Raw genomic sequence first — 19,394 nt, forward strand, 5'->3', positions numbered from 1 at the left:
CGACGCGTCGCAGTGTCCGCAGCTAGCCGCGGCCGAGGCATTGTCCGAAGGTACAGCTGCTGCTCGGCGGTGCCGGCTCCTAGGCTTGCGGGCAAGGTGGCGAGCGCCGCCAGACCGAATCGCGCCGGACGACCTGTCCGGCACATCGACATGCATCCGGGGAGAAGTACCGATGGGCCGCACCGCCACCAGCCGCAAACGCCTCACCGTCGCCATCGCCTGCGCGCTGCTTGCGCCGGCCGCCTGGGCGCAGGACACAACGCCCGCCTTGCAGGCGGAGCGCGCGGAAGAGTCCCGTCCGGACCCGGGCATTACCAGCCTCGGCGGCGTCAAGGTCACCGCGCGCAAGCGTGAGGAAACCCTGCAGGACGTGCCCGTCGCGGTCACCGCGTTCACCGCCGACGCGCTGGACAAGCTCGCGGTCGACGACCTGTCCGACCTCGACGCGCAGGTGCCGAACCTCACCGTCTACGCCGCGCGCGGCTCGACGAGCACGGTCACCGCGTATATCCGCGGCGTTGGCCAGTCCGATCCGCTGTGGGGCGTGGACCCGGGCGTCGGCATCTACCTCGACGACGTCTACATCGCGCGTCCCCAGGGCGCGTTACTCGATGTGTTCGACGTCGAGCGCGTGGAGGTGCTGCGCGGGCCGCAGGGCACGCTGTATGGAAAGAACACGATCGGCGGTGCGATCAAGTACATCTCACGCGGCTTGCCGACCTCGCTGGATGGCTTCGCATCCGTCACGGTCGGCAACTACAACCAGCTCGACGTGAAGGCCGCGGTCGGCGGTCCGATCGGCGGCGAGAACAGCGGCCTGCGCGCCAGGGTGGCCGTCGCCAGCCTCAACCGCGGCGGCTTCGGTGAGAACCTGTTCACCGGTCAGGACGTCAGCGACAAGGAAATCACGGCGGCGCGCTTCAACCTCGGCGCGTACTCCGGAGGCGACCTCGACATCCAGTTCGCGTTCGACTGGGTCGACGACCAGTCCGGCGTGCGCGGCGCGCAGATGCTGTCCCCGAATCCGTTCGCACCGGCATTCCCGCCGCTCACCGACCGCTACGACATCCGCAGCGGCATGCGCAACGTCAACGACACCGAGATCAAGGGTGCGTCCGCGACCGTCAACTGGCGCGCGAACGAGGACTGGACGCTCAAGTACGTGATCGCCAAGCGCGAGAGCGACAGCGCGACGAACATCGACTTCGACACCACGCCGCTCGAGATCGTCGACGTGTTTGCGCGTTACTACGACGAGCAGGTCAGCCACGAGCTGCAGGCGAACTATGACGCCGGCGGCCGTGCGCGCGGCGTGGTCGGCCTCTATGCGTTCGACGGCGACGCCGGCGGCGTGGTGCAGAACATCTTCGGGCGTCCGGGCCAGCCGGTGTCGATCGTGAACCCGATCTTCGGCGACACGCGTGGCGAAGTGGGCACCGAGAGCATCGCCGTCTACGCGGACTGGTCGTTCGATATCAGCAACCGCATGGAGTTGAACCTCGGCGCGCGCTACACCGACGAGGACAAGAGCGCGTTCGCGCTCAACCGCTTCTACACCGACCGCACCTACACCGTCGTCGGGCCGCTGGGCACCGCGGCGAACTTCGACAAGACGGTCAACTTCCAGAATGTCTCGCCGAAGGTCGCGCTCAACTACGAGATCACGCCGGACATCATGGTCTATGGCCTCGCGACGCGCGGCTTCAAGTCGGGCGGCTACAACATCCGCGCGAACACCACGGCCGTGCCGCGCTCGGGTGAGCCGTTCGATGACGAGGTGGTCGACAGCTTCGAGGTCGGCAGCAAGATGGCACTGCTCGACAGCCGCCTGTTCCTGAACCTCGCGGCGTTCCACAACAAGTACGAAGACATCCAGCTGTCGGTGTTCACCGCTTTCACGCTTCCCAACGGCCAGCAGAGCTTCTTCGGCGACTTCACGAACGCCGGCGCCGGCACGGTGAACGGCGTCGAGGTCGAATACCAGTACCTGCCGACGCCGAACTGGGCGATCAGCGGCAACCTCGCGTGGCTCGACGCGAAGTACGACGAGTTCATCACCGGTGGTGTCAACGTCGCCGACAGCCAGTTCTTCACGAACGCACCCGAGTTCTCGGGCGCGCTCAATGTCGAATACCGCACGGAACTGGCGGGCGGTGGCAACCTCTCGGCGCGTGTGGGCTACGCCTACCAGAGCGAGGTCTGGCCGACGACTGACCTGAGCCCGCTGATCCGCCAGGACGGCTACGGCGTGGTCAACGCGACGGTGAGCCTGCGTCTCAATGACGCCTGGTCGATCCAGCTGCAAGGTACGAACCTGGCCGACGAGGAGTATCGCACCACGGGCTACAACATCGCTTCCTACGGGATCGTCACCGGCTTCTACGGCGCGCCGCGCCAGGTCTCGCTGTCCGCGCGTTACGACTTCTGACCGATCCGGCCGCTCCCGAAGACGGCGCGGACGCAGCGGCGGGCTTCGGCTCGCCGCTGCGTTATTCTGCGGGCGATCGGCTCCGGACGGGCGGCACACTGATCCACCGGCATCGAGGGGGCGCGGCGACGGCCGCGGCGTGACGGGATGATCTGGGGCGGATCGGTGCTGAGCGTCGGGGTCGTGGTGCTGGCCGCGCTGGCGTGGCTGGGCGTGCTGTTCGCCGTCGCGCTCCATGCCGAGCGTCGTCCGCGGCTGCTCGCGCCGCACTGGCCGCTCGTCTACGCGCTCTCGCTCGCGGTCTACTGCACGTCGTGGACGTTCTACGGCACGGTGACGCAGGCCGCGCGCTACGGCTGGCCGCTGCCGCCGACGTTCGTGGGCACCATTCTTCTCTACGTATTCGCCGCGGCCGCGATGACGCGGCTCGTGCGGCTTGCGCGCGACTCGGGCGCAACCTCGCTCGCCGATCTCATCGCCACGCGGCTCGGCAAGGACACGCGCATCGCGGCGACGGTCACGGCGGTTGCTGCGCTCGGCCTGGTGCCGTACATCGCACTGCAGCTGAAGGCGGTCGCGATGAGCTACGCGATGCTGACAGGCACGTCGCCGGCCGTCGCACCCGAGCCCTGGCGCGACGGCGCGTTGTACGTCGCGCTGACGATGGCATCGTTCGCGATGCTGTTCGGCACACGGCGCGTGAGCGCGGCCGAGCACAACCGCGGGCTCGTGCTCGCCGTCGCGTTCGAGTCGGTGTTCAAGCTCGTCGCAATGCTCTCGATCGGTGCGTTCGTCGTGTTCGGCATCGACCTGCCGCCGGAAGCGACACGTGCGGCTGCGGCCGAGCGCCCGGACGCGGACGGTTTCATGCCGCTCGTGCTGCTCGGCGTGCTTGCGATGTTCACGCTGCCGCACCAGTTCCACGTCGGCGTCGTCGAGTGCCGCGACGAATCGCACCTGCGCACCGCGCGCTGGCTGTTCCCGCTGTACCTGCTGCTCATCGCGCTGCCGCTGCTGCCGCTCGCGCATGCGGGCGACGCGCTGCTCGCCGGCACCGGCCTGTCGCCGGACCTGTACGTGCTCGCGCTTCCGCTCTCGCAGGGCCACGAGGCGCTCGCGCTGTTCGGCTTCCTCGGCGGACTCAGCGCCGCGACCGGCATGGTCGTGGTGAGCACGCTCACGCTGAGTCTGATGATCGGCAACCACTGGTTGGCGCCGGGTCTGCTGCGCGGTGCATGGTCCACGCCCGGAGGTGACCTGCGTGCCAGTGTGCTGCGTCTGCGTCGCGTCGGCATCGTCGCGATCATGCTTTGCGCCTGGGCCTATCACCGGCTCATCGGCGACAACGCGGCGCTCGCCGACGTGGGTGCCGTGTCGTTCTCCGCACTCGCGACGCTCGCGCCTGCGCTCGGCTTCGCGGTGTGGCGGCCGCAGACGCCACCGCGCGCGGTCGTCGCAGGCATTGCAGCGGGATTCGCGATCTGGTGCTGGGCGCTGCTGCTGCCGCTGATGGCACAGGCACAGGGCGCGTCGCCGGCGTGGCTGGCGCGCGGCTTTTTCGGCATCGACTGGCTTGCGCCTGACGCGCTCTTTGGGCTCACCGGATGGAGCAGGCTCGGCCGCGCGGTCGGCGCAAGCCTGTGCGTCGGCACCGCAGTGACCTTCGCGATCGCCGCCCGGGGACATGGCCCCCGACCGGAGGAGCGCGGATTCGATGAGCGCACGCTGCGCAACGCGGGCCGGCGCTTCATCACCGAGGCGCGGCTCGACGAATTGCTCCGCGACGCGCCGACTCACGGCGCCGTTCCGGCCGCGATGCAAACGCGCGTGGAGCAGGAGCTCGCGACCGTGCTCGGCAGCGCATCGGCGCGGCTGCTGCTCGATGCCGCTCACCGGCAGGCGGGCGCCGACTTCGATACCGTCGCCGCGATCGTCGGCGAGGCCTCGCAGGCGTTGCGATTCAACCAGCGCGTGCTCGAAGCCGCGCTCGAAAACATGACGCAGGGCATCAGCGTCGTCGATGCGCATCTGAGGCTCGTCGCGTGGAACCGGCGTTACGTCGAGTTGTTCGGCTTTCCGGACGAGCTCGTGCGCGTGGGGCAGCCGATCGCCGTGCTTTCGACCTGGGCGCTCGAGCGCGTGTCGCACCAGGGCAGCGCGGGCGATGCGCTCGAGCGGCGGCTCGCGCACATGCGTGCGGGCACCGAGCACTTGTCCGAGCGCGTGTTTCCCGATGGCAGCATCGTCGAGATCCGCGGCAACCCAATGCCCGGTGGTGGATTCGTCGCGACGTTTACCGACGTCACCGCATTCCGTCGCACCGAGGCCGCGCTGATCATGGCGAACGAAACACTCGAGCAGCGCGTCGCCGAGCGCACGGCACTGCTCGAAAGCGCGAAGCGCGAGGCCGAGCGCGCGAACGATGCGAAGAGCCGATTTCTTGCGGCGATCGGCCACGACCTGCTGCAGCCGCTGCATGCCGCACATCTGTTCACCGACGCGCTCGCGCAGCAGCTCACCGTCGCCGCGCAGCGCGACCTGGCCGCGCAGACTCGCGGCGCCCTGGAGTCGACGACGAGCCTGCTCGGCGGGCTGCTCGACATGTCACGCCTCGAAGCGGGCGGCCTCGCGCCGCAGCCGCGTGACTTCCCGCTTGCCGAAGTGCTCGATCCGCTCGCGTCCGAGTTCCGCGCACTTGCGGCAGAGCGTGGGCTGGAGTTCCGCTGCATGCCGACGCGCGCGTGGGTTCACAGCGATCCGCAGTTGCTGCGCCGGGTGCTGCAGAACTTCCTGGCGAACGCGGTGCGCTACACCGACCGCGGCCGCATTGTGCTCGGGGTGCGGCGCATGGCGCGTTCGGTGCGCATCGAGGTGCACGACACCGGCCCCGGCATCGCGCTGGAGCAGCAACGTGTGATCTTCGAGGAATTCCGCCGCGGCGAAGGTGCGGGCGGGCAGGGGCTCGGCCTCGGGCTCGCAATCGCAGACCGCATGGCGCAGCTGTTGCACGCGCCGTTGTCCTTGCGCAGTAAGCCCGGCCGCGGCACCGCGTTCGCGATCGAAGTGCGATGCGCACGTGCGCAGGCACGTGTCGCGCTGCCCCAAGCCGACACCCGCGTCCGCCTGCCGGGCACGCGCGTGCTGATCCTCGACAACGAGCCCGTTGCATTGTCGGCTCTGCAGCACCTGCTCATCGGATGGGGCTGTCGGGTGAGCGCCGTGCGCAACCGAGCCGAAGCTCGCGCCGCGCTCGCGCACGAGGCCGCCGACGTGTGGCTGTTCGACTACCACCTCGACGACGATGACACCGGCCAGGCCGTATGCGCGGCGCTCGGCGAGGAATTCGGCGTGCGGCCCGCCGTCATCCTCAGCGCCGATCACACCCCCGAGGTGCGTCGTGCCGTGCACGAGGCGGGCCTGCCGCTGCTCACCAAGCCGCTCAAGCCGCTGGCGCTGAAGTCGGTACTCGACCGCGTGCTAGCAGCGCGCACGGTGCAGGCTATTCCTGCGATGGCAAACGCCGAGCTCGGCGACGCGTAGCCCCACGCCAACCTCTGGGCCGATTAGCCCAAGTCGGCAAGGCTCGCAGCGTGTCGCCTCAAGTGCATTCGTCTGGGTAGCTGCGCCCAAGCGAACTACACCGTCACCCTGACTCCTGCTGATCCCTGACAGCGAGAATGCGCCGAAATGCCGGTCGCTGCGTCGCTGCCATTCCGTTGTAGGCCTAGCAGGCGAAGCGCACTGCGCCGCTCCATCCGGCGGGTGCGCGGCGTCGAGATCGCGCCACAGCGTGTGGCTATCCGGCTGCCTCTTTGTGGCGTTCCGAGTCAGCGAAGCGCACGCGGTCGGGCATGCACCGTCAAGCCGGAGTTGCCGCACCTGTCGGGGCTGCCGAGACCCGCGGCGTCCGCCATCCCGGTCGTGTTCACGCCGGAAATGGAAGCGCAACTCGGCTACTTCCGAGCCGCCTGCGGCCGCCCTCAGGCCTCGATCTGCCGCGACGGGTCGCTGAGTTCGAGTTCGCGCAGCACCACGCCCGCCTGCGTGCGGTTGCGCACGCCAAGCCGCTCGAAGATCGCAGTGAGATGCGCCTTGACCGTGCGTTCCTGCACATCGAGCCGATCGGCAATCTGCTTGTTGAGCAGACCCTGCGCGACAAGCACGAGCACGCGGAACTGCTGCGGGGAGAGACTCGCGAGCCGCGCCGCGAGGTTAGCGTCGTGCGCAGACGACTGCGCGCGCGACACCGACGCGCGCAGGCCGGTCGGCAGCCACTGTTCGCACGCGAGCACGGTGCGAATCGCATCGCGCAGCTCGTCGAGTCCCGAGCTTTTCGGCAAATAACCGGCGGCGCCGTGATCCAGCGCGCGGCGCACCACGCGCGGGTCGTCGTTCGCCGAGACCACGACGACCGCCACGCCCGGGTACTGGGCCCGGATCGCTGCGAGGCCTGCGAGCCCATGGTTACCCGGCATGTGCAGATCGAGCAGCACGAGGTCAACGTCGGGCTCGGCATCGAGCACCGCGAGCACGCCGTCGAGCGAGTCCGCTTCACGCACGTGCAGGTCGGCAACGGCATCGGCCGCCGCGCCGCGCAGGGCGGCCCGGAACAGCGGATGGTCGTCGGCGATCAGCAGCGTGGGCATCGCGGCTTACTGGACGGTCCAGCCGCCGTCGACGTCGATCGTGTGGCCAGTGATGTTGCGGGCCGCCGGCGACATCAGGAACGCCGTGATGCCTGCGAGCTCCTCGAACGTGATGAACACGCCCTTCGGCATCGGCTTGAGCATCACCTGGCTCACCACCTCGTCCTCGGGGATCCCGCGCGTACGGGCCTGATCCGCGATCTGCTTGTCGACGAGCGGCGTCTTCACGTAGGTCGGGCAGATCGTGTTGATCGTGATGTCCGTGTCGGCCGTCTCGAGCGCGAGCACCTTGGAAAAGCCGAGCAAGCCGTGCTTCGCGGCAACGTACGCGCTCTTGTACGGGCTCGCGACGAGCGAGTGGATCGAGCCGATGTTGACGATGCGCCCGAAGCCGCGCTCGCGCATGCCGGGCAGCAGCGCGCGTGTGAGCCGCGCCACGCCGACGAGCATGACCTGCACGAGGAACTCCCACTTCGCAATCGGGAAGTCCTCGAGGGGTGCGACATGCTGCAGTCCCGCGTTGTTGACGAGCACGTCGACCGGGCGCGACACCGCGGAAAGCGCCGCCGCGACGCTGTCGTCGGAGGTCACGTCGAGCGCGAGCGCTTCGGCCGAGCCGCCGTCGCTGCGGATCTGCGAGGCGACGGCCTCGGCCGACTCAAGCGCAAGATCGGTGATCACGACATGGTGGCCTTCGCGCGCGAGTTCAGTCGCGATGCCGGCACCGATGCCGCTGCCGGCGCCGGTGATGAGGATGCAGCGTGGGGTCATGGGCGTGCTGTCATGTGGAACGGTCGCCGACAGCCTAGCAAGCCGCCGCGGCGCCCACGTGGTACGAAGGTACGATGCTGCGCCACCGCGCGCTTGTTACGGTCGCGCAATGAATATCCGACCGCTAATCCGCGCCTCCGCTCTCGGCCTCGCCGCCCTCGCGTCCGCCTGTGCTTCGCCGGGGCCCGCGCGAGAGGGTGCGACCTCGACTGGAGCCTCGACGATGTTCGAACCGCTGCGCGTCACGACTCACCGCGATGGCGACGATCTGCTGACCGCGGGGCTGGGCCTCGACGGCCTGCGCGCGATGGCGCCGCCCGCGTTCGCCGACGCCACGGCGCCGACGCCGGCCGAGCTGCGCCGCCGCGCGCTGTGGAGCAACTGGCGCGGCATCGCGGACCTCTCGCCCGCGGGCGGCTACGGCACGCTCTACGGCAGCACCGTCGCGGTGCCGGGACGCGAGTTCCAAGCGTTCGCAACGCTGCCCGGCGCGCGCACGCCCCACCGCGTGCTGCTGCAGGCGCCGGACGCGTTCGATGCGGGCAAGCGCTGCCTGCTCGTCACTGCCTCGTCGGGCTCGCGCGGCGTCTACGGTGCGATTGCGGTCGCCGGCGCGTGGGGCCTGCCGCGCGGCTGCGCGGTCGCCTACACCGACAAGGGCGGGGGCACGGATTACTTCGACTTTGCGGCGCCCGACGGCGTGCGCCTCGACGGCACGCGCGCGCCGGCAGGCGCGCCGCTCGCGTTCGAGCCGCAGGACGCGGCGGCCGCAGGCATCGCATTCAAGCACGCGCACTCGCGCGACAATCCTGAGGCCGACTGGGGCCGGCACGTGAAGCAGGCCGCCGAGTTCGGACTGCACGCGCTGACGCAGGCCTATCCGCAGCAGGCGCCTTTCACGTTCGACAACACCCGTGTAATCGCCGTTGGCATCTCAAACGGCGGAGGCGCCGTGCTTCGCGCAGCCGAGCTCGAAGGCGGCTGGCTCGACGCGGTCGTTGCAGGTGAGCCGAACGTCTACGTGGACGCGCCCGGCGCACGCACGCTGTACGACTACGCGACCGAAGCCGCGCTGTTGATGCCCTGCGCGCTCCCCGCGCTCGGCCTGCCGGCGGCGCCCGACGTCGCAGCGCGCTGTGAGGCTGCGGTGCGTTCGGGGCTGATCGACGGCGCCGACCTCGTCGCGCAGCAACGCAGCGCGCTCGACGTCCTGCACAAGGGCGGCTGGACCGACGCCGCGCTGCGCGCTGGTGCACTGAGCGCCGGCTTCGACCTGTGGCGCGCGGTCGCCGCCGCGTACGCCTCGGCCTATGGCCGGTACGGCGTTGGCGCGCACCCGTGCGGGTATCGCTATGTCACCGCCGGGAGCGACGGTCCACGGCCGCCAACGCCTGCCGAACGCGCCGCGTGGTGGTCCGACGGTAGCGGAATCCCACCGTCGCCGGGCATCGCATTGCTCGACCCCGATGGACGAACGGCGACCGACGGCCTGCAGTGCCTGCGCGCGCTGTGGGCGGGGGAGGGCGCGGCTGCGCAGCGTGTGCGCGAAGGTGTCGCCGCGACACGCGCGGGCCTGCCGCGCGAAGGCTTGCCGATGATCGTGGTGCACGGCACGGACGACGGCTTGATCCCCGAGGCGTTCAGCAGCATTCCCTACGTAACGCAGGCCGCAGCGGCCGGTCGCGACGTGCGCCACTGGCGCGTTCGCAACGCCCAGCATTTCGACGCGTTCCTGGGTCTGCCGGCTTACGGCGCGCGGTACGTGCCGCTGCTCCCGTACGTCTACCGCGCGCTTGATCGCGTGTCGGCGCATCTCGACACCGCGGCCGCGCTGCCGGCGAATGCGGTGATCGAGGCAATGCCGCGCAGCCCCGACCAGCCGCTCGACGCTGCGAACCTCGCGTTGCCTTATTGAACCCGCCGGGTGGCCGAGCCCAGCACGAACGCGAACTCGCGCGGCTTCGAGCGCTGAAGCGCAGCGCGGTGCCGTGGGAGAGCGTCTACTGACACGGACGCTGATTTCTACAGCGGATCAACGGAATCGGGCCGAGCGGAAGCAGTTGCCGTCAGAGCAAGGCAGGCGCCTGCCTGATCGACCGCCGCGGCGGCGCCTGTCGCGTCAGTGGGACGTCGCCTCCGTCCGCGCGCTGGCCAACGAACGACCGCGCTCGGCATACCAGACGGCGCCCAGGGCGGCGATGAGCAACATCTCGGCCAGGTCGCCGCCGTAGTACATCCATTGCGCAGCGGCTTCGAGCTCGGACCGCGCGACCCCGGCGCCCTGCGGCCAGCCGTGCACGTACATGAGCTTGCCGAGTGTGCTGTGCACGGCAATTGCGACGAACAGGACGACTGCTCGGTAGCGCACCGAAGGCCGGCCTGGCGCAGGATCCGGGCCCGCGATCGACCACGCGAACAAATAGCCGGCCGCAAGGAAGTGGTAGTGCACCAGCACGTGCAGCCATGCCGAACTGCGCGACAGTACGAACAGCTGCGTCGAATACAGCAGCACCATCCCGCCCACGTTCAGCAGCAGCGCCGCGATTGGGTGGCTCAACACGCGCACCGGCCTGCTGTGCAGCACACGCACCGTTCGCCGTGCCGTGCGCGGCCCCACGCTGGCCAGAAACAGCGTCACCGGTGCGGCCATGACGAACAGCAGCGGCGCGAACATGCCCAGCAGCAGGTGCTGGAACATGTGGCCCCGGAGGTCGGCGTGGGCCCAGTGCACTACCGACGATGACAGCGCAACCAGCAGCAACGCGCCGCCGCCTACGAAGCTCAGCGTTCGCCACGGGCTCCAGCGCGGGTGGCGACGGGCCGCCGCCACGTAGCTGCCGAGCACCAGCGCGATCAGCGCCCAGACGAGCGCGAGGGCAGTCGGCACGACGGCTGGGGAGTGCTGCACGCCTACGCGTCCCGACGCGAACGCCGCAGCAACGCCCGCCCGATGATCAGCAACGCAACACCTGCAAGGTTCCAGGCCAGGTCATAGGGCCAGAGGTCCTCGACGCCGTAGCGCACCTGATGCACCCGCAGCAGCTTATGGTCGACGAGGCCGTCGAACAGCTGGAAGCCACCCGCGCCGAGGAGGAACCCGCCCCACGCTGCATTGCGGTCGATCGGACCGCGACGGCGCGCATCGGCGTACATGAAGAAGCCGGCCACGACTGCGATGAGTTCCACCGCATGCAGCAACCCATCGGTGAACAGCCCGACGGCGGGCGTGGACCGATCGTAGAAGTGGTGCCAGGCGAGCAGCTGATGGAACACGATCTCGTCGACTGCCGCCATCAGGCCGATGCCGATCACCACCGTCGCGCGGATCAGGTGCTTGCGGTTGCTGTCCATGAGGCCTCCGGCGTGCAGGTGCGTCACGGTGCAGGCCCGGTCGTGAAGCCCGGATCGGGACGCTGCCGAAGGATGGTGCAACGCGTGCCGCGTGCAGCGCTCTAGGCATCGCAGCAACGCATGCCAGCTGCGGAAATGAAAAAACCCCGCCGAAGCGGGGCTTTTTGCTGATTCGTGTGGTGGAGCGGAGGGGGATCGAACCCCTGACCTTCGCGATGCGAACGCGACGCTCTCCCAGCTGAGCTACCGCCCCACACGAGGCTGCAAGTCTAGCGACGTCCGTGGCGACGCGCTAGCCCTTCGGTTGAAGCAGCGGCGCGAGCGCGGGTTCGAGCGCAGTGCGCCGCCAGCCGGACAACGCGTCCGGCCACTCGCCGCGCTCGGCCAGTTGCTCCAGCCAGCGGCGCGAGGCGAGCACGCCGTCGGGCAGTTCGAGCTCGCGGCTTACCCCCGCGACGGCGTCCTGAAAGTCGCGCAGGCGCTGGCGGTCGATTCGTTCGCCGATGGGTTCGGGCGCCTCGGCCTCGTCGGAAAGCGGGGTGGTGAGCGCGACCCAGATGGCGTCGCCAAGCTTGCGCGGCGCTTTCGGGTGCGCGTCGAGCTCGCGCTGCAGGCCGGCGCGGTCGATCGGCGGCGTGCGCGCGAGCGCGGTCGCGAGTTCATTGTCGAGGATCCACGTGCGCGGACGATCGTGCTCGCGTGCGTACACGTCGCGCCAGCGGAGCAGCCGCGCCAGGCGAAGCTGCGCGTCGCGATCGAGGAACTGCGCGGCGCGCATTGAGAGCTGCGGCCAGCGTTCCGGCGCTTCGTCGCGGGCATTGGACACGACACGCGATGCGTCCTCAATGACCCACTCGCGGCGCCCCAACTGCTCGAGCAGACCGTCGAGCGCGTCGTGCAGTTCGAATAGATGGCGCACGTCGTCAGCCGCGTACTCGAGCTGCGAGGGAGATAGCGGGCGTCGCAGCCAGTCGGAGCGGGTTTCGCCTTTCGCAAGCGCGACGCCGGTCATCTGCTCGACGAGCTTCTGGTAGCCCAGGCCGCTGCCGATGCCGGTCAGCGCCGCAGCGAGCTGCGTGTCGAACAGCGGCTCGGGCACGACCCCGCAGGCGTGCTTGAACGCGACGAGGTCCTCGCTCGGGCTGTGCATGACCTTGAGGATCGTCGTGTCGGCGAGGATCGATGCGAGCGCCTCGGTGATGCCGGGCGCGAGCGGGTCGACGAGCAGCACGTCGAGCTCGTCGCCGTCACCCTCGATCGCGATCTGCACCAGCGCGAGCTGCGGCCAGTACGTGCGCTCCCGGATGAACTCGGTGTCCAGGCCAATGCGAGCCGGGCGCGTTGCGAGACGCGCACGCAGCGCGGCAGGGTCGGTGATCCAGGTCGGCACGTTTGGGCGTTGAGGCGACGGCGGGCGACAATAGCCTACTTTCCACGGGCCCGCCGTCCGCGCGGGCCGCCCAGGAGACCGAGTGCGAGCCACCCTTGCCGTCGCGTCCGTGCTGTTGATCGCCGCGTGTTCGCGCACGCCGGACTCCGCGCCCGCGCCGGTTGCGGAGCCCGCGAGCGCGCCCGTCGAGCGCGACGCAAAGCCGGCCCGCGCACCGTCGGCGCCGAAGCCGGTCCCAGGCTGGGCGCCGCCGGCCGTCGAGGTGACGGAAGGCACGAAGGGGCGCCTGCGCGAACGCGCGCGTGTTGCGCTCGAGGCGGGGCGGCTCTACGAGGACGCCGACGCCGCCGTGCCCATCGTGCTCGCGTTGCGCACAGCCGCGCCGGACGACAAGGCCGTCGCGGCACTGGCGGACCGTGCGCTGGTCGCGTTGATCAAGCGGGCGGACGAGGCGCTGGGGGCGATCGACACGGATGCGCAGTCGATCGCGTCCGCGCGCGAGGCCCTGTCGGTCGCCCGGGCCGTCGCGCCCGAGGATGAGAGAGTGGCTGCGCTCGCGGAACGCGTCGAGGCGGCGGAGCGCGCCGATTCTGCCAACGCCGAGGGCGAGCGCCTGCTCGAAGCCGATCGCATCGGCGAGAACGGGGGCGGCGCGATCGCCGCGTTCCGGCAGGCGCTGGAGGCGCGCGAAGGCGATGCGCGCGCGCTGCAGGGCTTGGCCGCTGCCGAAAGCGCGCTGATCCGTCGAGCGGAAGCCGCCGCGGACGACGGTGATTACGCTGCGGTCGCACGTTGGCTCGACCTCGCGGCGAAAGTGCGGCCGGAGGCCGCGACGGTCGACGATGCACGGGCGCGGCTCGCGGCGCAGCGCGCCGCACGCGTGCGCGCGCTGCGCGATCGCGGCATCGCGGCGCTGACTGAAGAGGACGGGATCGAGACTGCGCGGGAGCACCTCGCCGCACTGTTGCGCATCGCGCCGGCGGGCGATGACGCCGCCGCGGAGCTGCGCGAACGCATCGACCTTGCAGTGCATTACGGACTGTTCCGCCCCGGTCAGGTGTTCACGGACGCGCTCACCGGCGGCGTCGGGCGGGGGCCGGTGATGGTCGTCGTCCCGCACGGCGGGTTCCGGATGGGGGCGCCCGCCGGTGAGCGCGGGTCGACCGACGCCGAACGGCCGGTGCGCAACGTGCGTTTCGAGCGGGGCTTTGCGATGTCGCGCAACGAGGTCACCGTCGGCGAGTTCCGGCGCTTCGTGAACGCAACCGGCCACCGCACGCGTGCGGAGCGTCGTGGCTACTCGATCGGTTATGACGAGCGCGCAGGCAACCTCGTTAGGCGCAGCCGCGTGGACTGGCAGGACGACTACGCCGGCCGCCCGGCAGCGGACGACCTGCCCGTCGTACACATCAGCGCGAAGGACGCCGCGGCGTACGCGGACTGGCTCAGCGAGCGCACGGGGCACGCGTATCGGCTGCCGAGCGAGGCGGAGTTCGAATACGCGCTGCGCGCAGGCAGCACGGGGACGTATCCCTGGGGCAACGGTGCGCCGCCGCCGGGGTCGGGCAATTACACGGGCGCCCGTGACGTGTCGCCGAGCGGCCGTGAGTGGCGCAATGCGTTCGAAGGCTATGGCGACGATGCCTGGGGGCCGGCGCCGGTCGGCACCTACCGGCCCAATCGATTTGGCCTTCACGACCTCGCCGGCAATGTCGCCGAGTGGGTGGCCGACTGCTGGCACGACAGCTACCGGCGTGCACCGAGCGGCGGCGATGCGTGGGTCAACCCCGGTTGTCGGCTGCGCGTGGTGCGCGGCGGATCGTGGGCGAGCTCGCCGCAGCAGACGCGCGCGGCGTGGCGTCAGTCGAGTGAGGCGGACACCACGAACGCGCGCATCGGCTTTCGCGTCGTGCGCGAGATCTGACACACGCGGCCTGCGCGCGCCGCTTCGAGGAGCGGTGGCATGAGAGTGGATCCATTTGCAGGCATGCGGCGCGGCCGCTCGGGCGGCGCGCGGGCAGGGCGCGGCTTCGGCGGCATTCGCTGGTGGGTGCTGTTGCTGTTTGCGGGCTACGCCGCTTTCAGCTGGTTCGGCAGCGCCGAGACCGACCCATACACGGGTGAGACCGCGCACTACGGAGCTTCGCCGGTCGAGGAGGTGCAGCTCGGCGCGCAGGCGTACCAGCAGGTGCTCAGCGACGCGACTGCGCAGGGCGCGTTACTGCCGGCCGATGCGGAGGTGAGCCGGCAGATCCGCGAGATTGCCGAGCGCTTGATCGCGAAGGTGCCGGCCGTCACCGAAGCCCTCGCCACCGAGAACGGCCAGGAAGCGCCGCAGATCTATCGCGATTTCCAGTGGGACGCGGCGGTGATCCAGTCGGACGACGCGAATGCGTTCGTACTGCCCGGCGGCAAGATCGCGGTCTACACCGGATTGCTGCCGGTCGCCGAGAACCAAAATGCGATGGCCGCGATCCTCGGGCACGAGATCGCCCATGCCTTGCTGCGTCACGGCTCGCAGCGCATGGCCCAGCAGAAGCTTGTGCAGGTCGGGCAGATGGCGGCGGGCGTCGCGCTCGGCGGCATGGACCCCGGACAGCAGCAGGCCGTCATGGCCGCGCTCGGCGCAGGCGCGCAGTACGGTTTCATCCTGCCGTACGGGCGCAATCACGAAACCCAGGCGGACAAGGTCGGCCTCATGCTCGCGGCTGCAGCGTGCTTCGATCCGCGCGAGGCGGTGCCGCTGTGGGAGCGCATGGGGCGGCTCGGCGGTGGCGAGCGGCCGCCGGAGTTCGCATCGACGCATCCCGATCCCGCGAACCGCCAGGAAACGCTGCGCGCGCTGATGCCGCAGGCGGAAGCGTTCTACCGCGAGCATTGCGCTGACCGGCCGCCGCTGCAGTGACCGAGTCCGTCCTGTTAACGCTCTTGCGCTCAAGCCGCGACGGCCTTGCGCGACGATGAGCCCCGTCGATCGGCGCGATCCAGCGGGACGCACCGCAAGTCGCGGCGCGTGTTACGTGTATGTCGCGCCGTGCGCCTACGAAGATCTTCTCAAGCTCGGGTTCTCGCGTGACCCGCTGGACCGGTTGCGGTCCTTGCATCGGCGCTACTTCGAAGTCTTCGATCTCGGCCGCGCGATGCTTGTCGAAACGGAGACGGTGCGCGATGCACGTGCAATCGAACTGCGGCTTCGACGCGAACTCGGCGAGCACAACGCGCCTGCGCCGCTGGTCATGCGCGAAGAGGCGGGCGGCGCCAGCGAGTGGTACCGCGGCGCGTATGGTCGGCTCGACCAAGCCGTTCTCGCGCTCGAAGCGGGCGGGCACCGCGTGCATCGGCCGGCCGACACGTGGTTCAGGGCGGCGCTCACCGCGCGCAGCGACCTGCTGTACGCGTGGACGCTCGCAGTGCTCCCAACGGATCCGGTCGAAGCGGGCGACCCGCGCGCGTGCGCCCTCGTCTCCGACGCGCTCGATGCGTGCGGCGCACTGGGCATCGACCTCGAGCCGCGGCTTCCGCCGGCCGTGCTCGCTTGGCATCGGCAGCGCGGAGGACGCGGGTAGACGGGTAGGCGGGCATGGGACGGCGCCGCCCGCCCATACGCCCGGTGGCCGTCCGGAAGTCTTCCGCGCGACCCGCGTTTACGAACCAGGGCCCGGCAGTGGTGCGCGGTTCAGTCACACGGCGTCATCCGCACGACGACGGGCCGTAGCTCGTGCGCAGTGTTCCACTGCATGAGGCAAGCACTCACATGCGCTTGACCCACGACGACTAGCATCATCCCCTGATTTTGTACGGTCTTCGGCGCATGCAATCCACGACAGGGCACAGCACTCGTGATTCCCGGTCCTGGGTCGCGGCCTCGCGTGGCAACAGCGAGTTCCTCCGGCTGCGCAACGTCGTCGACGCCCTGGTACGCACGGCCGAGCATTCCGGCAGCACGGCGTCCTTGCTGGACGATGCACTCAACACCGTGATGGAGCTCACCCGTGCGACGGGCGCTGTCGTGCTGTTGAGCGAGGCGGGCAAGGGCTTGGCGGTCGCAAGCGTAAAAGGCCAGATGACCCAGGTCGACCGCAGCGCGTTCGACAGCGGCCAGACGCTTGCACGCGCCTGTCTTGAATCACACTCGGTCCTGCACAGCGACGCGACCCACGACGACCCCCGCGTGCACGGACCCGGCTGCCATCGCGCGAAGATGCGCTCGCTGATTGCCACGCCGTTGCGCTACGGCGACGACGTGCTCGGCGTGCTCGAGGTCTGCTCGAGCGTGACGCATGCGTTTGACACGATCGATGCGCAGGCTGTCGCGCTGCTGGGGAACGCAATGGGCGGCGCGCTCGGGCGTCAGATGGCGCTCGATGACAACGCCCGCCTGCTCGCGCGTCTCGAAGAAGCGCTGCACGTCACGCAGGCCACGGCACGCAAGTACAAGGACGCTGCACTGTACGACGCGCTCACCGGCCTACCGAATCGCGCGATGCTCGAAGGCCAGCTCGAAGAGGCCTGTCGCACGCACGAAGGTCATGCGAACCGCTTCGCGCTGATGTTCATCGACCTTGACGGTTTCAAGCCGATCAACGACACCTACGGCCATGCGACCGGCGATGCCGTGCTGCGTGAGGTCGGCCGCGTGCTGCATGATTGCGTGCGCGACACCGACCTCGTGGCCCGCCTCGGCGGCGACGAGTTCGTGATCCTGCTGTCACCGTTGCGCGATGCGCAGAACGACGTCCAGCTGATTGCCGCGGCGATCAAGCGCTCCCTCGAACAGCCGCGGGAGATCGACGGCGTCGAGTTTACGATTCGTGCGAGTGTGGGTTGGGAGACATTCAACAACCACGACGCGCAGAGCATGCTGGCCGCGGCTGACCAGGCGATGTACCGCAATAAGAAGGAACGCGGTCAACGCTGAGGCGTCGCCGACTCCTTATCGCGAAGCTGCACGCGAGCGAATGGCTGTACGCGCCCGTGCTCCGGGAACATTCGACTCATAGACCGATGCCGCCCGCGACCGCGAGGTGGCATCGCTCGATTCAGTGGGCGCCGCCGCGTTCCTGCGCCATCCGCGAACGCACATTGCCGTTGATGCCGCGGCCCATCGCAACCGGAGAATGCAGGTTGCCGCGCGTGGTCGACGCGGGCGGCGCGTCTTCCATCTGGATCTGGTGCGACACGGTGGCGGTCACCGACTCCGTCAGCCGCGGCAGGATCTGCTGCGACAGCGATGCCGCCTGGGCCGGCAGGCCGACGTTGATCTCCGCGCGCGGCCGGTCGATCGCTTCGATCACCGCATCGATGACCTCCGACGGGTCGGTGATCGGGTAGGGCTGCAGCGTGTGGCCCGTGTAGTTCGCCGCGTGTTCGTAGAACGTCGTATCGGCCGCCATCGGGAGGATCGCGCAGATGTGGATCGCGTCGTGGCCCTGTGCCTGCATCTCCTGGCGAAGCGCGCCGCACAGCCCCACGATGCCGAACTTGCTTGCGCAGTACGACGCGAAGTACGGCGCCGGCGTGTGGCCGAGCATGGACGCCATGTTGATGAGCGTGCCGAAGCCCTGGCGGCGGAAGCGCGTCAGCGCCGCATGGCTGCCCGCGATAGTGCCCGCGAGGTTCGTCTGGATCACGCGCACATGGTCCTCGACCGGGATCTCGTCGAACGGACCTAACGCCGCGACGCCGGCGTTGTTGATCCACACGTCGATGCGGTTGAAGCGCGCCACCGCGGCGCGCGCGAGCTTCTCGACATCGTCGGGGTTGCCCACGTCGCAGTGCACCGCAAGCGCGTTGCGACCGCATTCCTCGGACAGCGCGTCGAGCAGGTCCTTGCGGCGCGCGGCGACCACGACGTTCGCCCCGCGCTCAGCGCAGCGCAGTGCGATGCCGCGGCCGAACCCGCTCGACGCTCCGGTGATGACGACGGTCTGACCCTGCATGTCGATGCTCCGATGGCGTGTGCCGCGCGCGGCAGGTGCTGGGATGCTCTGCGGACGCGCGTGGTGTGGCGGTGAATCCACGCGCGACCACCTCGTGTTCACGATCGTTTGCCTATCAGTGGAGCCCAGACGCCCGCCGGGCGGTTCGTGCCGCACCGGCACCGACGTGGTGAGGAGATTGGAATGAAGACGAAACTGATCGTGTCGGCTGTGCTCGCTTCGATCGTGGCGATTGCCGGTTGCAACCGCGAGGCCGAGGCGCCGGTCGTGGGGGCTGATGCGAACGCCGTGGTGACGCCGAACGAAGCCGCGTCGCAGGCGCCGGAGGCGATGCCAGACACGATGTCGAGCAGCCAGGCCCGTATTGAGGGCGGCCCGATGCCCGCGGCTCCCGTCACGGGGCACACGCTGGTCGAAAGCGGATCGGCCGGCCCGAACGGCGGTACGTTCCTGGCCGACAGCGCCGGCCGTGCGGTCTACATGCTCGAAGGCGATCGCGACGGCAGCAAGTGCACGGGTGGCTGCCTGCAGGCGTGGCCGCCGTTGCTCGTCACGGAAACTCAGCCGACCTCAGGGGCGAACCTCGACCCGGCGCTGGTCGGGAGCATCAAGCGCCCGGACGGGTCGATGCAGGTCACGTACAACAGCCACCCGCTGTACCACTACGCAGCCGACGGCGGCCGCGGGATGACGCAGGGTCACGATGTGAAAGACCAAACGGGCCACTGGTATCTGCTGACCACGCGTGGCGAGCCCTACAAGGGCGACGGCGCTGCCGCGGCAGGCGGTACGGCGCAGCCGGCTGGCGGAGCGGCACCCACGACGGGTGGCATGCGCTGACGATTGAGGGTGGGTCGGCCGGGTGGCCT

Annotated in this window: 14 protein-coding genes and 1 tRNA gene; 8 read left to right on the forward strand and 7 right to left on the reverse strand. The window is 69.7% G+C overall.

Features of this window, described 5'->3' with window-relative positions; all coding sequences use genetic code 11:
- Positions 1-172: 172 nt before the first annotated feature.
- Together IE075_RS01470 and IE075_RS01475 are read left to right on the forward strand one after the other, a co-directional pair.
- A complete protein-coding gene (locus IE075_RS01470; RefSeq protein WP_189452608.1) occupies positions 173-2,428 on the forward strand; it encodes a TonB-dependent receptor in 2,256 nt (751 codons plus the stop codon).
- Positions 2,429-2,575: 147 nt separating this feature from the next.
- A complete protein-coding gene (locus IE075_RS01475; RefSeq protein ID WP_229792257.1) occupies positions 2,576-5,968 on the forward strand; it encodes a hybrid sensor histidine kinase/response regulator in 3,393 nt (1,130 codons plus the stop codon).
- A gap of 440 nt (positions 5,969-6,408) precedes the next feature.
- On the opposite strand, the gene IE075_RS01480 is transcribed toward IE075_RS01475, so the two are convergent.
- Both IE075_RS01480 and IE075_RS01485 read right to left on the reverse strand, forming a co-directional pair.
- Positions 6,409-7,074, reverse strand: a complete 666-nt coding sequence (locus tag IE075_RS01480; protein WP_189452610.1) for a response regulator transcription factor — start codon at positions 7,072-7,074, stop codon at positions 6,409-6,411.
- A gap of 6 nt (positions 7,075-7,080) precedes the next feature.
- A complete protein-coding gene (locus IE075_RS01485; RefSeq protein WP_189452613.1) occupies positions 7,081-7,845 on the reverse strand; it encodes a 3-hydroxybutyrate dehydrogenase in 765 nt (254 codons plus the stop codon).
- Between the two features lie 223 nt (positions 7,846-8,068).
- Between IE075_RS01485 and IE075_RS01490 the strand changes: the two genes are divergently transcribed.
- Complete coding sequence (locus tag IE075_RS01490) at positions 8,069-9,760, forward strand: D-(-)-3-hydroxybutyrate oligomer hydrolase (protein WP_229792258.1); 1,692 nt, start codon at positions 8,069-8,071, stop codon at positions 9,758-9,760.
- A 204-nt stretch (positions 9,761-9,964) separates the two neighbouring features.
- On the opposite strand, the gene IE075_RS01495 is transcribed toward IE075_RS01490, so the two are convergent.
- From IE075_RS01495 to rnd, 4 genes are all read right to left on the reverse strand, one after another.
- On the reverse strand, positions 9,965-10,753 hold the full coding sequence (locus IE075_RS01495) for a cytochrome c oxidase assembly protein (protein ID WP_229792259.1): 789 nt from the start codon (positions 10,751-10,753) through the stop codon (positions 9,965-9,967).
- Positions 10,754-10,755: 2 nt separating this feature from the next.
- The gene (locus tag IE075_RS01500) at positions 10,756-11,196 is read right to left on the reverse strand and encodes a DUF2243 domain-containing protein (RefSeq protein ID WP_189452620.1); all 441 of its coding nucleotides are present in this window, start codon (positions 11,194-11,196) and stop codon (positions 10,756-10,758) included.
- A gap of 177 nt (positions 11,197-11,373) precedes the next feature.
- Positions 11,374-11,449: transfer RNA gene (locus IE075_RS01505), tRNA-Ala, on the reverse strand.
- A 39-nt stretch (positions 11,450-11,488) separates the two neighbouring features.
- Complete coding sequence (rnd, locus tag IE075_RS01510) at positions 11,489-12,586, reverse strand: ribonuclease D (RefSeq protein ID WP_189452621.1); 1,098 nt, start codon at positions 12,584-12,586, stop codon at positions 11,489-11,491.
- A gap of 82 nt (positions 12,587-12,668) precedes the next feature.
- Between rnd and IE075_RS01515 the strand changes: the two genes are divergently transcribed.
- The 4 genes from IE075_RS01515 (at position 12,669) to IE075_RS01530 (ending at position 17,504) form a co-directional block, all read left to right on the forward strand.
- A complete protein-coding gene (locus IE075_RS01515; protein ID WP_189452623.1) occupies positions 12,669-14,510 on the forward strand; it encodes an SUMF1/EgtB/PvdO family nonheme iron enzyme in 1,842 nt (613 codons plus the stop codon).
- A gap of 39 nt (positions 14,511-14,549) precedes the next feature.
- Positions 14,550-15,491: a M48 family metallopeptidase gene (locus IE075_RS01520; RefSeq protein WP_189452626.1), complete on the forward strand. Its 942-nt coding sequence runs from the start codon at positions 14,550-14,552 to the stop codon at positions 15,489-15,491.
- 55 nt (positions 15,492-15,546) lie between these two features.
- Entirely contained in the window at positions 15,547-16,152 is a 606-nt protein-coding gene (locus tag IE075_RS01525) for a GIY-YIG nuclease family protein (RefSeq protein ID WP_189452628.1), read from the forward strand.
- Between the two features lie 245 nt (positions 16,153-16,397).
- Complete coding sequence (locus tag IE075_RS01530; RefSeq protein WP_189452630.1) at positions 16,398-17,504, forward strand: sensor domain-containing diguanylate cyclase; 1,107 nt, start codon at positions 16,398-16,400, stop codon at positions 17,502-17,504.
- A gap of 121 nt (positions 17,505-17,625) precedes the next feature.
- Here the strand turns inward: IE075_RS01530 and IE075_RS01535 are convergent, their stop codons facing one another.
- Positions 17,626-18,525, reverse strand: a complete 900-nt coding sequence (locus IE075_RS01535; protein ID WP_189452632.1) for an SDR family NAD(P)-dependent oxidoreductase — start codon at positions 18,523-18,525, stop codon at positions 17,626-17,628.
- Positions 18,526-18,708: 183 nt separating this feature from the next.
- On the opposite strand from IE075_RS01535, the gene IE075_RS01540 reads away from it, so the two are divergent.
- The gene (locus IE075_RS01540) at positions 18,709-19,365 is read left to right on the forward strand and encodes a COG4315 family predicted lipoprotein (RefSeq protein WP_189452634.1); all 657 of its coding nucleotides are present in this window, start codon (positions 18,709-18,711) and stop codon (positions 19,363-19,365) included.
- Positions 19,366-19,394 lie beyond the last annotated feature (29 nt).

It is taken from the genome of Cognatilysobacter bugurensis, assembly GCF_014652095.1.
Taxonomy (GTDB): Bacteria; Pseudomonadota; Gammaproteobacteria; order Xanthomonadales; family Xanthomonadaceae; genus Cognatilysobacter; species Cognatilysobacter bugurensis.

Bases quoted from the DNA above. Each gene is read 5' to 3' on its own strand.
- IE075_RS01535 (WP_189452632.1), bottom strand. From the start codon at position 18,525: ATGCAGGGTCAGACCGTCGTCATCACCGGAGCGTCGAGCGGGTTCGGC.
- IE075_RS01500 (WP_189452620.1), bottom strand. From the start codon at position 11,196: ATGGACAGCAACCGCAAGCACCTGATCCGCGCGACGGTGGTGATCGGC.
- IE075_RS01530 (WP_189452630.1), top strand. From the start codon at position 16,398: ATGCAATCCACGACAGGGCACAGCACTCGTGATTCCCGGTCCTGGGTC.
- IE075_RS01540 (WP_189452634.1), top strand. From the start codon at position 18,709: ATGAAGACGAAACTGATCGTGTCGGCTGTGCTCGCTTCGATCGTGGCG.
- IE075_RS01480 (WP_189452610.1), bottom strand. From the start codon at position 7,074: ATGCCCACGCTGCTGATCGCCGACGACCATCCGCTGTTCCGGGCCGCC.
- IE075_RS01475 (WP_229792257.1), top strand. From the start codon at position 2,576: ATGATCTGGGGCGGATCGGTGCTGAGCGTCGGGGTCGTGGTGCTGGCC.
- IE075_RS01485 (WP_189452613.1), bottom strand. From the start codon at position 7,845: ATGACCCCACGCTGCATCCTCATCACCGGCGCCGGCAGCGGCATCGGT.
- IE075_RS01490 (WP_229792258.1), top strand. From the start codon at position 8,069: ATGTTCGAACCGCTGCGCGTCACGACTCACCGCGATGGCGACGATCTG.
- IE075_RS01520 (WP_189452626.1), top strand. From the start codon at position 14,550: ATGAGAGTGGATCCATTTGCAGGCATGCGGCGCGGCCGCTCGGGCGGC.
- IE075_RS01525 (WP_189452628.1), top strand. From the start codon at position 15,547: ATGAGCCCCGTCGATCGGCGCGATCCAGCGGGACGCACCGCAAGTCGC.
- IE075_RS01470 (WP_189452608.1), top strand. From the start codon at position 173: ATGGGCCGCACCGCCACCAGCCGCAAACGCCTCACCGTCGCCATCGCC.